This is a genomic window from Pseudomonas sp. AC193, from assembly GCF_979258075.1.
The window spans coordinates 410,065-422,443 of the sequence record NZ_OZ409832.1 but is presented as its reverse complement, the minus strand read 5'-3'; the positions used below and the strand labels follow the sequence as shown (position 1 = coordinate 422,443).

The 12,379-nt window shown below is 53.1% G+C and carries 13 protein-coding genes; 9 read left to right on the top strand and 4 right to left on the bottom strand.

Annotation, left to right across the window (positions count from 1 at the left end; all coding sequences use genetic code 11):
* Nucleotides 1-87 precede the first annotated feature (87 nt).
* Nucleotides 88-1,026 (bottom strand): autotransporter domain-containing protein, encoded by a 939-nt coding sequence (locus tag ACZZ0D_RS02030; RefSeq protein ID WP_463552336.1) that lies wholly within the window; start codon nucleotides 1,024-1,026, stop codon nucleotides 88-90.
* 650 nt (nucleotides 1,027-1,676) lie between these two features.
* Nucleotides 1,677-2,480 (bottom strand): DUF2092 domain-containing protein, encoded by an 804-nt coding sequence (locus ACZZ0D_RS02025; RefSeq protein WP_463552335.1) that lies wholly within the window; start codon nucleotides 2,478-2,480, stop codon nucleotides 1,677-1,679.
* A 428-nt stretch (nucleotides 2,481-2,908) separates the two neighbouring features.
* On the opposite strand from ACZZ0D_RS02025, the gene ACZZ0D_RS02020 reads away from it, so the two are divergent.
* The 4 genes from ACZZ0D_RS02020 to ACZZ0D_RS02005 all read left to right on the top strand — a co-directional run bounded on the left by ACZZ0D_RS02020 (nucleotide 2,909) and on the right by ACZZ0D_RS02005 (nucleotide 6,085).
* On the top strand, nucleotides 2,909-3,388 hold the full coding sequence (locus ACZZ0D_RS02020; RefSeq protein ID WP_463552334.1) for a hypothetical protein: 480 nt from the start codon (nucleotides 2,909-2,911) through the stop codon (nucleotides 3,386-3,388).
* A gap of 927 nt (nucleotides 3,389-4,315) precedes the next feature.
* A complete protein-coding gene (locus ACZZ0D_RS02015; RefSeq protein WP_463552333.1) occupies nucleotides 4,316-5,023 on the top strand; it encodes a hypothetical protein in 708 nt (235 codons plus the stop codon).
* Nucleotides 5,024-5,202: 179 nt separating this feature from the next.
* On the top strand, nucleotides 5,203-5,481 hold the full coding sequence (locus ACZZ0D_RS02010; RefSeq protein WP_463552332.1) for a hypothetical protein: 279 nt from the start codon (nucleotides 5,203-5,205) through the stop codon (nucleotides 5,479-5,481).
* A gap of 286 nt (nucleotides 5,482-5,767) precedes the next feature.
* Entirely contained in the window at nucleotides 5,768-6,085 is a 318-nt protein-coding gene (locus tag ACZZ0D_RS02005; protein ID WP_463552331.1) for a hypothetical protein, read from the top strand.
* Between the two features lie 120 nt (nucleotides 6,086-6,205).
* Here the strand turns inward: ACZZ0D_RS02005 and ACZZ0D_RS02000 are convergent, their stop codons facing one another.
* A complete protein-coding gene (locus tag ACZZ0D_RS02000) occupies nucleotides 6,206-6,685 on the bottom strand; it encodes a GNAT family N-acetyltransferase (protein WP_463552330.1) in 480 nt (159 codons plus the stop codon).
* A 288-nt stretch (nucleotides 6,686-6,973) separates the two neighbouring features.
* Here ACZZ0D_RS02000 and ACZZ0D_RS01995 point away from each other — a divergent pair, with 288 nt between their 5' ends.
* Together ACZZ0D_RS01995 and ACZZ0D_RS01990 are read left to right on the top strand one after the other, a co-directional pair.
* Nucleotides 6,974-7,468 carry a hypothetical protein gene (locus tag ACZZ0D_RS01995; protein WP_463552329.1) on the top strand — a complete coding sequence of 165 codons (495 nt, stop codon included), beginning with the start codon at nucleotides 6,974-6,976 and terminating at the stop codon, nucleotides 7,466-7,468.
* Nucleotides 7,469-8,174: 706 nt separating this feature from the next.
* Nucleotides 8,175-8,504 carry a hypothetical protein gene (locus tag ACZZ0D_RS01990; RefSeq protein ID WP_463552328.1) on the top strand — a complete coding sequence of 110 codons (330 nt, stop codon included), beginning with the start codon at nucleotides 8,175-8,177 and terminating at the stop codon, nucleotides 8,502-8,504.
* On the opposite strand, the gene ACZZ0D_RS01985 is transcribed toward ACZZ0D_RS01990, so the two are convergent.
* Nucleotides 8,501-8,869 (bottom strand): PH domain-containing protein, encoded by a 369-nt coding sequence (locus ACZZ0D_RS01985; RefSeq protein ID WP_053123551.1) that lies wholly within the window; start codon nucleotides 8,867-8,869, stop codon nucleotides 8,501-8,503. The two genes, ACZZ0D_RS01990 and ACZZ0D_RS01985, sit on opposite strands and share 4 nt — an antisense overlap.
* 199 nt (nucleotides 8,870-9,068) lie before the next feature.
* Here ACZZ0D_RS01985 and ACZZ0D_RS01980 point away from each other — a divergent pair, with 199 nt between their 5' ends.
* From ACZZ0D_RS01980 to ACZZ0D_RS01970, 3 genes are all read left to right on the top strand, one after another.
* Complete coding sequence (locus tag ACZZ0D_RS01980) at nucleotides 9,069-9,422, top strand: hypothetical protein (RefSeq protein WP_053123553.1); 354 nt, start codon at nucleotides 9,069-9,071, stop codon at nucleotides 9,420-9,422.
* Nucleotides 9,423-9,552: 130 nt separating this feature from the next.
* On the top strand, nucleotides 9,553-10,284 hold the full coding sequence (locus ACZZ0D_RS01975) for a hypothetical protein (protein WP_463552327.1): 732 nt from the start codon (nucleotides 9,553-9,555) through the stop codon (nucleotides 10,282-10,284).
* Nucleotides 10,285-10,356: 72 nt separating this feature from the next.
* Entirely contained in the window at nucleotides 10,357-12,276 is a 1,920-nt protein-coding gene (locus ACZZ0D_RS01970; RefSeq protein ID WP_463552326.1) for an alkaline phosphatase D family protein, read from the top strand.
* Nucleotides 12,277-12,379: the final 103 nt, after the last annotated feature.

Below are 12,379 nucleotides of genomic sequence, written 5' to 3'. Positions count from 1 at the left end.
TTTTCTCTGCCTATTTCTGCCTGTCGCCGAGAGCAGACGTTCACGGGCAGTTGCTTACGGCCTATAGCTGACGACCAGCAATAATAATTAGAAGCTACAAGCCAGTCCTACTGAAACTCCGGAAACGTGATCACCTGTTACATGGCGCACGACCAAGCGTGTGCGAGTGATAAAGACATCATAGGCACTAGAATCCAACTCCAGGCCTATCCCCACAGTTGAAAGCCGATCAAATCCCAGGACTCCTCGCTGATCTCCTAGGTATTCCGAGTGTGAGCCCTCCAGTACATATCGCAGTGGACGGTGCAGTGCAGTCAGACCTGTAGGAGCTCGCCACCGAGTGTAGAGGTTGACGGAGTCAGCAATTGCCTGGCCGTCTATATCGTTTTTGCCGCCAACGTTCTGCAAATTCATATAACTGTAACGAAGCTCGATATCGAGCTCGTAATTGGGCCTGACGCGCTCTAGGTCTAACATCAGCGCGCCTCCCAGCCCGACTGCCGTCATGTGCCCGTTGTCGAGAAACTTGATGTCTTTATCGAAACGACGGTTGATGAACAGTCGAGCGGCGTTGATGTCGCTGGTCAGGTAGCCGGCGGCGAAATTGAAAATCGGGCGCAGGGCGAGTTCGTCTGTCAACGCAAAGTCCCAGCCGACACCACCTGTGGCGGAAACGGAGTTCCACTTCACCGGCAGGGTTTGGGTTTGCTCGCCATCGGTGGCAACGAAGCGCGGATCATAACGGCTGTAGGCGACTGCGCCCTCAAGGTACAGAGGGAGTTCCTTGCCAAGCGTTGATCCTCCGCCAGCCTGAGTCATGGTCAGGCTGGGGTTGCCGGCACTGTTGTCATTAATACTCAACGAACTGGAGGTGAGGTCTGGCGTCATGGCGTAGGACATCAAGGCGAGCATGCCATTAGCGCGCTCTTCCAGATCTATATCGCGCAAGCGTGAGATGTCGGCAGCGTCGGCACTCGCCGCCATTAACACACTGAGCAGTTGAACGGTGTAACTAGGTTTAAACATAGCGCCCCCAGTCAATGCGCTGCCCGATTACTGGACTATGAGCAGCGTCAGTACAGGGTAGTCATCTGAAAGGGTTGTGCCAGTGCGGTTGCCAAGTTTTTGCAGGCTTGAATGATTAAGTTGGCTACGCGAGCCGTATTCATTGAGGGTTCCACTAACCAAGGTTGGCCAAAGTGGTGCGCGAAGAACGGGTGGGTGACTAGAACGACTACCAGATGATGAAGGCGATGGACGTCGAAAGGTGCTCGACGGTTGGGCGAAAGCCATGGATCACGCGAGCCTGATGCTCAAAACGAATAGCGTCCTCGTACGCAACGAGATTAGGGTGCCCGGTTTAGTGGGCACCCTTTTTCTTGATATTGTGCAGTAGCAATGGGTAATCCTTCGCCGAAAGCGATCCATTTACTTGAAGCCTACAATAGCTTCAGTCCGCATAAATTACGCCATACGAACAGGCAGCTAGTTATTCCTTCGAGCCGTACGCCGCGCTACTCCGGCAACGCTTACAGGGGTGAGAGGACGCCCAACCACTGCTTCTGCTGGAGTAATCATGCTGTGTACCCCGGGGATCGACAACGTTTCCCCCAATTCAAGTGCACACATCAAAACCAGACCTACAACAAGCAGACCAGCCGATCTCATCATGAGGTTCATTTAGTTTTTCCTCGCACAAAATTGCCCGGCAAATCCTCTGCATTGGGAAGGTCTTTAAGATCGATTTTCTTGGCATTTGTCGAATTATTGAAAGCAAAATCATCGGACACAATCGCATCACTGCTTTTCCAGTCGCTGAACTGGATGCTGTACTGAGGGCCACCGGTGACTAATTTTGACGTGATGACATAACGGCAAGGGTATGGCTTATCGCCTTGGGCGATCCATATCTGCCAATCCACTTCCTTTTTCCGGAATGCCAAATGATCGCACTCCACTCCCCCGATCACCCCACTGCCCAGATCCTTGATGTCGTTCACGCCTGCCATGAGTTGTTCTTGGGGGTTTGACATGAAGAGGTCGGCACCGGGCATTGGCCGGTTGTACTTGTCTCTGAGCACATCGAGTAAATGATCGAGCGTGCCTGGTACTTCCAGTTGCGTGTAAATGTTTTGACCTTTGCCAATCAAGGTCAGCGTCTTGCCGTCAAATAGCATCTCAACGTCGGCAAACCCACTGGAACGCGTATTACGCAGCTTGTCAGGACGGTTCATCACAACCGAGCCGGAGCCCGCCAAGGCCAGTCGCTGCTGATCTTTGCTCACGACTTCGAGGATCGTGTCGTAATTGAACGACAGGCTTTTCTGGGCTGACATATAGTCGGACATCTTCTTGAGCAACGTTTTTGCGTATGCCTCATCGGCATTCGCTGCTATTGGCATGCTAAGCCCGATGAGTAGAACAAGTCCTGTTACGCCTGTTACTGCAGTGTTGATCAGCTTCATGTCGATCTTTTGCATGGTATGTCACCGCTATAGGAGTGCCGGGTTGGCAGTGCGGATTTACAACGCTAGTCCCAACACAGCCTACATGCGGTAATTTCGTTGACCATTCATCTGATGACCGATCAGTACCAGCAACAGCGAAGGTCATTGGTAAGCCGTTATCGTCTGCTTTTGGCCGAAAGAGGTCGGCAGCAAGCGGCCAAATGCGGGCATCTGACCAGAGGCGTTACCGGAAAAATTTGATCGAGCGTAGACGCTTGTATCGGTAAATAATCGGAAATCGCATCACTGCTTTATCTTTTTTTCATTACAAGTCGCGCTACTCATCTATCCTAAAAAGGCGGGAGAGCGGATGCACGCACGGAGTGTGGGCCTGCTAGCGGTTAAGCTGATAGCACGGATTACGGAGGTGTCGGGTGCCGACACAAGACAGGAAGTTTTTCATGCTGACCCTACTATATGCGGCTGGGGGCGCACTGATTATTTTTATACTGTTTTTCCGCGACCAACCTGAAGCTTTTGGTTATGAAGGCGCAGATGTTAAATCTATGCGAGGCACATTGGCACACGCAAGCCCTAAACGGGAAAGGCGAGGAGGATTTACGGAAGGGCAACTAATATTTCAGGATGCAAATAATGGAAAATTTGTAAAGTTACATGATTTGTTTACGCAAGCCTCCAGTCTATTGCATGTGGCGAGGGGGCACGAGATAGAGCTGTACTTTATCAAGGATCAATTACTCGACTGTTACGTTGATGACATCCAACGATGCATAGCGAAATGCTCGACCGCGTCAGAATGTGAAACCCTTAAAGTCGAAACGCAAAGGGCTAAAAATGCTCAGATCGACGTCATACTGATTTTGTTCGCTTTGGGTGCTTGTTTAGCTTATTGGTGCAATGTATGGAAAAAAAGACGATGACTGAAAACATCTATTTTTTTGGGGCTAACTGGTTTCCACTGTTATTCTGTAGACTATGCTCTTAATCTTTTGAGTAAATTTCCAAAAATTTCCTAGACAGGTCTGATCAACTGCTTGGGCCGAGGCAGCGTAACAAACTTTTAGAACGATTTTAGCAGTTTGGGCTGGAACAAAAATCTCGCTCCTACGCAAAATTTTGGTCTGCTGATTACACATGCACCAGCAGACTTTACGTAGCACCGCACACTCAAAAATGGCGGTCGCTTTTTTACAGACTCTGGGCCGTTGTCCGCAAGTCTTAACAGATGTCTATACTCGCCCAATCAGTACAGTGCTCCCGCGAGGCGAACGGATGGTAATCAGTCGTAGAGATGATCTGACGTATTCAATTCTGGTGACAGCGCCTCTCTTTCTCTATATGTCGGAAGGGGTCAGCTCACTAAACGTCGGCGTTTGGATCGTAATGGCTCTGCCTATCGCTGTGATTACTTTAGGTGTGTCTTTAAGAGTGCCAGCGTTATTTTTGACTGGAGCCTCTATCGCAGCAATGATAGCAGTAATGGTTTACCTAAGAATAACCTTCAACGCGGGCCGTGACGGTGGGCTTGTTTTCCTAGCGCTTTTTTTTCGTCACCAGGCATGTTGATTGGCGCTGGCGTGTCTGCATGGCTTCTGAAGTATAGAGTTAGGGCCACTTTGCCGTGGATTTTGGCATGTTTCGGTTTGCTCGGGGCAGGTTTGGGATTTCTATTTGCTCAGACAATTGTGTGCAATACACTCATGTACTGTGGTGTCCTGTCCTTGAAAGTATTGCTCTAAAGTTGATGGTCTGCCTCTGGCCGAAAGTGTCACCGGTGACCGCCCTGAAAAAGAGGCATCGCTGATCTAGTATGAGGTGACTTTGCATCGACCGTCAGGAGTTCACCTATGAAACGCTCCGTAGCTACCACGCTCTTCACGCTGCTATTTTTTGTTATTGCCCCTTACGCCTTAGCACAGCAGGAAGCTGCTCCTGTGACGGCAATCGATGTCTTGCTTGAGCCCGACGCGGCAATGCTTACACATGCAGAAGCCAACAATGCTCGACTACTCAAGGCTTTTCCGAAAGGTTTTGCTTTGGATGCAAGCCATCGTCCGCATATCACTCTGGTGCAGCGCTTTGTTCGTAGTAGTGAGCTGAATAATGTTTATGCCGCCGTCGGAAAGGTGCTGGAGAATGCCCGCTTGAGCGACATCAAGCTGACGGCATTCAAGTACTACTACATTCCAAGCAATGAAATTGGGCTTGCCGGGATCGTTGCCAAACCCACTCCAGAACTACTGACGCTCCAAGAAGCGGTGATTGCGGCAGTAAAGCCGTTCGCTGTGGAGAACGGCGATTCAACAGCGTTTGTCACCACGCCTGATGACCCTGTTATCGACCCCATGCTGATTCAGTACGTTTCGGCGTTTGTGCCAAAGGCGTCTGGCGAACATTTCAGCCCGCACGTCACTACCGGCGTTGCACCACGCAAGTACCTAGATGAAATGCTTGCTGAGCCATTCAAGCCATTCGAGTTTTCGTTCAAGAGTGCAGCGATCTATCAGTTGGGTCAGTTCGGCACTGCGGCTAAAAAGCTAAAGGGTTGGGACTAGGTCAGTACCCGCTGGCTCTCGACAGGCCGCTATTGGCCGGAAGCGGTAATTAAAGCCTAGACAACCACAGCCAGAGACAGCCATCGGTGCTCAAGATTTATAGACTTATCGTGCCAGAGCAAAGAGCCACGTAACTGCTATACCTTCATATGCTGCGTTCCTGCATAGTGAGAGATCGAATGACCACGGGCCTTCTTGGAGACACCTATCAGCAAATCATCACATGGCGCCGACTCAGCGAATCGGCGGCAATGAGATACGTCTGTTTTTTTAATTTTCAAACCTCTCTGTACACAGTCCAAAGCGCTGATTTTTTTAACCTGCCATTGGACGCCTCGAATCAAACCTTTCTTGATAGTCAGTTGATTGAGCTATTCATTGAGGTTTCGCCGCTTGATCGGAACGATGGGTATCGGAGCTTGACGGAAGCTATGGATGCTCACGATGCAGCGTTCTGAATACACTCGGCACGTCCCATTCTGTATTTCCTACTTACAATCGACCTTTTTTTTAACTAGCGAATAACCGATCTGGGTCGATTGCTACCTATCACGAATGGCAGCTAATGGCCGTTAGCTGCCGCTCATGACCGTCAACTTCCGGCCAGAAGCGGACACTCATCGAGCGCAAAAGACAGACCTTCAAACCTTCCTCGGTTAACTTGGTTCTGTAACTCGCAACAGATTACGCGGCCTATCATCTAACTTCTTCGAGCAATATCGAATACAAAAAAAAGGAATCATGATGACGCTGACCGAGCTACAACGATTATCTGCGTCCGATAAGGAGTTGGTTCTTTCCTATTCTGATGCGATCACAGCGCTTCAAATTTTTGAGTCCAATGGCACTACCCTGCTGGGTTGGGAGGGATGGATACGCTTTGCGGATGGCAGACTCGGCCATTCCAGCGCGCACCAAGGTCTCACCCATGATTCAGCATTCCCTACATCAGAAGCGTATCGCTTGGCAAAAGCCTCGATCTGCGAATCGCAAAAAATGCATGAAAGCCAAAAAACAGGGACGCATTCCGATTTGCTTTTCTGCATCACTGTCGCTGAATGAGCGCATAAGCTTGATGAAGATTCGGCTCACTATCTAACCCGCTTTGGGTCGTTTTCAGCCGGTCACGAAAGGCAAAAAACGACCCGTAATGGACATTCGGGTAATAGAAAACTCGCGGAATCAGCTTCTTATCCAGAGCATCGTCTGCACCGTAATATGCGGATGACTTTCTAACGGCTCCCATTCATCCATGAAAGCAAAATCCTGCTTGAGATAGAAGTTCGAGGCTCTGGCATTGTCGGGTGATACATCGAGAAAAACGCGATCAAATCCTTCCGCGATAGCGCGAGCTTTCACGACTTCTACCAGCTGAGTTGCCACACCAGAGCCCCGTGCAGCAGGTTCAACCCACATCCCGATCAAGTTAAAGCGGTGCGTGCTACTGACTGCGGCACCAATCATTCCGACAGGCCTGGCTTTCTCGAATGCCAGCCAAAATGCTGTTCCGGATGATGAGGCTCTTACTTTCCACTGCTCGTCAGTGTAAGCGGCGGCAGTTTGATAACTGACACCAAATGCCGTTGGCGTGTCCAAAAGTGCGGCGAGTCGGACTTTCCTCAATAGCATCCAGTCTTCTGTTTCCGTCGATCGAATGTCCATGATCTTCCTTGATGGATTAGCTTCACCTCAATTTCTCACAAGGAAGTGTAGGGGACAACCAGGCTCGCGTTGCATACGTCCGCTTCTGGCCGATTTCTGCCTCTCGCGATGGACAGAAAGCGGTTCTGTGCAGACGTTCCGTGATGACTGCTTACGCCCAGTTACTGGCTCACACGAAGGGTGGGCAGTCGTCACCAACTGCGCGGGGGAAGCTCTGTATTAGATTGCAAGAGCCATCCTTTTGCTCTCATTCAGTGACAATTGGGTAAAGAGTAGAGGCTTCGAAGTATGGCTTTACCATTAATTCCGATCATCTCCGCTCTGGCAGCAGGCGGCTCCCTTGTGCCCCATGCCGCTGGTGGCCTGATCGTCTCCAGCGCGGGCGGATATGTTGCTGGTACCTATCTGAGCTCCGCTGCTACCTCGTCATTGCTGCTCGGATCAGGAGCTCTTTTTGGCGTTGGCACCTTGTCTGCTTCTGGCATAGCGACAGCGATCATCGGTAGCGCTGGCTATTTCGGTACAACCGTAGGCGCTACTGGCATCACTGGTTGGTTGATGTCTGCAGGCATCATTTCTGCAACCCCGATTATGTACCCGGTTGGAGTCGGCTTGGCTGGCTTGGCTGGTGTTGTTCTAACCGGCCTTATCCTTCGTCTTCGCCGCAAGTTGAAGCGGGCCAGCAAGGGGCAAAAAGTGATCTTCAACGCCATTGAGGCGAAAATCATAGAAGTACTGCTGGTTTTCTTTGCTAAGAAAAGTGGCCTCAAACCTGAGCTTTAAATACCGGAAGCAAAGGCCTATAGCCCTGTCTGAAGGGCTATACCAATCAGTTCCTGCGCCCCACCCAATCGTTTTTCCTGTGTTCAGCTGCTGTTGGAGTCGCTGCATAACTCGCGTGCGACCGCCTATGGCCTTTCGAATCCATGACTCCCGTCAGCTTCAATAAACTGAGAAGCTGTGACCAAATCAGGAACTAAACATAGAAAACAAAAAAAGCCCACCTTTCGGTAAGCCTAAGTTGTTGATTCGTATGGTGCCGGCACTAGGAGTCGAACCCGGAATCTACTGATTACAAGTCAGGCGTTACAGAAGCGGCAGGATCGAAGGTTATGCTATGTTGCGAAGCGGATTTTTTGCTCACGTGAATTAGTGCCTGCGGACAGACCGACCGTCCATCGGACTGCACACTACCAGCATCGCGGCTGGATAGGACATAATCACCGTACGGATGCTACTTCACTGAAAGAGCCCAGTAGTGGGCACCGTGTATCCCAGCGTGTATCCCTGACTGCATAATCGAGCTGCAAGCCACGTAATATATGGAACCCGATAGTCTCCCTCGGGGCACCAAAATTAAGAAAGGTCTTGCTTAGCAAGGCCTTTTTTTTCGCCTGCAATAAAGCCCCTGCCCCTGCAGGAGCTGCCGCAGGCTGCGATCTTTTGACCTTCAGCTTCTCGACCGACGAAAACCCCAAGGATCATCACCATGGAAACGTCACTGGAAACAGTCGCCCTGTTCTCCCTGAAACTCGCGTACGAGGAAGAAGGCCTGAGCCCGATCCTGCGCGATGACATGGTCATGGGTGACTACCAGCGAGATATTTTCGAGTTGTTGGTGAAACGTGGCGATGTCGAGACTATTCAATTGAAGATGAATGAGTGCCTCGCCCTGGCGCTGGATGCATTGGGCGGCGTCGAGAAACCGTTGGGGCGCGAGCTGCACAAGTTGTCAGCCGATCTCAGGCAGGCGCAGTCGCTGGAGCAGCTTGATCCGCCGCTCCTCGCGCTGAAGGGTTATCTCAAAGACATTCTTTAGAACAGGTACTTGGAGATGTACTTCGAAATCTCCACCATCGAGGTCTTCCCGGTGAATTCGAATTTCACTTTCCCCAGCGACGAAAAGTAAATCTCCAGCTCCGAGTCCAGATCGAACGTTCCCGACGTTTCCACGGAATACGCGACGATGTTTTTATACGGCAGCGACGTGAAGTCTTTCTTGCTGCCGGTGATGCCTTGAACATTGACGGCGATGATGCGTTTGTTGGTAAACACCACGCCATCGCGCATCGACTTGTACGAATCGATGACCTCTTCCCCATCAAGCAATAGTTCGGTCACGCGTTGCGCGTACTCATCGTTTTGCTTGAGCTTGAAGAAGCCTTTGTTGTTGAAGTCGATCATCTGTCCATCCTTCTGTTCGAGAAAACATCCTGGTCGTGCTTCGTATCAGTGACGCGCTTCTAGTGCAAAAAATATCTTCCGGAAAGCCTTTACCAGGATGACCAGCGTGGCGCGACGCTACTATTTTGCTATCTTGCCGTCCACTGTCGGTTGGGGCATCGAGCGCTTCGACCCGCACTGATTTCAGGAGAGAAATTCGATGGATGTGTTGGTGTTCTTTGTGGTTTGGCCAGCGATGTGGGTGTGGGTGGTCAAAGTCCGTGGGACTTGGAATCTGTTGCTTGCCAATGTGTTGGGCGCTATCAGTGGGCTGATCGTTGGCCTGACCAGTGCGCAACTGTGTGCAGGACTGTTCGGTTCAGCGCGGCCACCGGTGCCCGGCGTCATCGGCACCCTGATGGAAATGATGGCGACTGCCGGTGCGCTCATCGGCGTATGGATGTGGGTCGCCCGCCGCTCGCAAGTTGAACCCCCAATCGCACGTCAGCTTTTGGCTGCCCTCTGCGGCACTGCGGCGGGCATCACTACACTGGCGTTTTTCGCCCTGACGTAGCGTTCGTTTGAGCAGTCGGTGAATGTGTTCGTGGCGCCAGACGTCGATTTTGATATCTTGCCGTCCATCTACAGCGCGCTGTCTCAACACGCGCTGATCCAAGCTTTTTGCAGGTTAAGGAAAGGATCGAATGGAGTTTCTGCGTTTTCTGGCGTTCATCGCCGCCTGGGGTTTCATGTGGCGCTGGGTGGTAAAGAACCGCGGCAGCTGGAATCTGTTCTACGGCAATATCGTCGGCGCTGCGGGCGGCTTCATTGTCGGCTTGGTGGTGCTGTCGATCACGCTGTCGCTGCTGCCATCCAGGCACAGCGCTGAACAGGCGCCGGTCGAAAACACCGTCGCGCAGAACGTCCAACCGACCTCTTTGCTGCCTGAATCCGAATCAGCGGCGGCACCTGCTCCGCTCGAAAACGCGCCGAACTTCGCCGCCATTGAACCGGACAACACGCCATCGCCGCCGGATTCTGCGCTGCTGCCGAACTACGCCAGCCGCGCGCCGACGTCGATCTCGGAAAAAACCGTACTGGATCAAAGTGACGAGCAGGGACGCAAAGCCCTGACCGCGCTGAGCAAAACACTCGGGCATGACGCTGACAGCGACAAGTCGATGCTCGCCTATGTCATGTGCAGTCCGCTGGTGACCAGCACCTTGCGCTTCCCGGCCTCGGCGCGTTTTGCCGACAGCAAAGCGATCACCACCCAGCGCTTCAAGAATCAGGTGTACACCTTCAGCAACAGCGTCACCGCGCGCAACATGAACGGCGACGATGTCACCTACCGTTTCGACTGCTCGGTGCAAGAACAGGCGTCGTCCGGCGAGTGGCAGCTGTTGGCGCTGAAGCTACAGAAAACCGACTCTTAAGCCTCACTTAAGGGTTCAAGGCGCCGGCTGCGCTATCATCGCCGACCTGTGCGCCTTGAGCTTTGTCCCCGGATGTCCGCAACCCTTGATGACCTGACCCCGCTGCCACCTGTTTTGGCCGGCCCGCTGCTGCGACGGCTGGAACCGACTCGGCTGGTGTTGTGGCTGGTCGGCACGCGCCAACTGTCTCTGACCTTGCGCCTGCAAGGTGTAGGAGAGATTCCTCTCGATGCGGCGAAATGCACCGTCATTCCCGTAGGCCGTCAGGCGTTTGTCCATCTCATCGATGTCACGCTGGAAAACGCCCTGCCCTGCGACACCCGCATTGACTACGACCTGCTGATTGACGACACCCACGGCATCGCCGATTGGGCGCCGCATCTGTTGTATGGCACTGCGACGAGCCCGAACCTTGTTGTGCGTTCGCGGATCGATCAGTTGCTGCATGGCTCCTGCCGCAAACCGCATCACCCGGCGGCGGATGGTTTGCTCTGCGTCGACAAACTGCTGGCCAGCGAAACCGACCCGCAACAACGCCCGGCGCTGTTGATGATGAGCGGCGATCAGGTCTACGCCGACGACGTCGCCGGGCCAATGCTGCGCGCGATTCATGCATTGATTACACGTCTCGGCCTGTTCGACGAGCACCTCGAAGGCGCCGTGGTCAGCGACAGTGCCAAGCTCTACGAACACCCGGCGAGCTACTACCACCGCGCGGATTTGTTACCGGCGCTGGAGAGCAACGAGACTTTGCGTGAGCGATTTTTCGGCGGCGCACGTAAGCCGATTTTCACCAGCAGTAGCGCTGACAATCACCTGGTGACGTTCGCCGAAGTCATGGCGATGTACTTGCTGGTGTGGTCACCAACCGCGTGGGCACTGGTTGATCCGCAAGCGCCAGCACTCACGCCCGAACGCCTCAAGCGCTATGCCCTCGAACAAACGCGGATCGATGCCTTCACAGCAGGTCTGGGCAACGTCGCCCGGGCGCTCGCGCATCTGCCGAGCCTGATGATTTTCGACGATCACGACATCACCGATGACTGGAATCTGTCCGCGCAATGGGAGGAAACGGCCTACGGCCATCCGTTCTCCAAACGCATCATCGGCAACGCTTTGATCGCTTATATGTTGTGCCAAGGCTGGGGCAATAACCCGGACGCCTTCAACGATCTGCTGAAGAAAACTCAAGGTTTGAGCGCCAGCGGCGACGATCAATACCTCGACAGCCCGATGCAGGACGCGCTGATCGATGATCTGCTGCGCTTTCAGCACTGGCATTTCGTGCTGCCGAGCAGTCCCGCGCTGGTGGTCATCGACACTCGCACCCGACGCTGGCGCAGCGAGATGGCGCTCAAGCAACCGTCGGGACTTCTCGACTGGGAGGCCTTGAGCGAACTGCAACAGGAACTGCTCGATCACCCGTCGGCGATCATCGTTTCACCGGCACCGATCTTCGGCGTCAAACTGATCGAAACCGTGCAAAAAGTCTTCAGTTGGTGCGGTTTTCCGCTGCTGGTCGACGCTGAAAACTGGATGGCCCATCGCGGCGCGGCACAGGTGATCCTCAACATTTTCCGACACTCGCGTACACCCGGTAACTACGTGGTGCTGTCCGGCGATGTGCATTATTCCTTCGTCTACGAAGTCCTTATCCGACACCGCAAGGCCGGCCCACGGATCTGGCAGATCACCAGCAGCGGGATCAAAAACGAGTTTCCGCCGACCTTGCTGGAATGGTTCGACCGCCTCAATCGCTGGCTCTACTCGCCGCGCTCACCGCTGAACTGGTTCACCAAACGCCGGCTGATGCGCATTGTTCCGTACACGCCTGAACATGCAGAGGCTGGGGAACGCTTGTGGAATTCGGCGGGAATCGGCCAGGTGTTTTTCAACGAACAGGGGCAACCGCGAGAGATTTTTCAGCACAACTCGAACGGAAAGGTGAAGACGCGGATGCTGGCGCCGGATATGACGGATTATCCGGACTGAGGCCCTACTGATTTCAAATGTGGGAGCGAGCCTGCTCGCGAAGGCGTCCGACCATTCAACATACATGTCGACTGAGATGACGCTTTCGCGAGCAGGCTCGCTC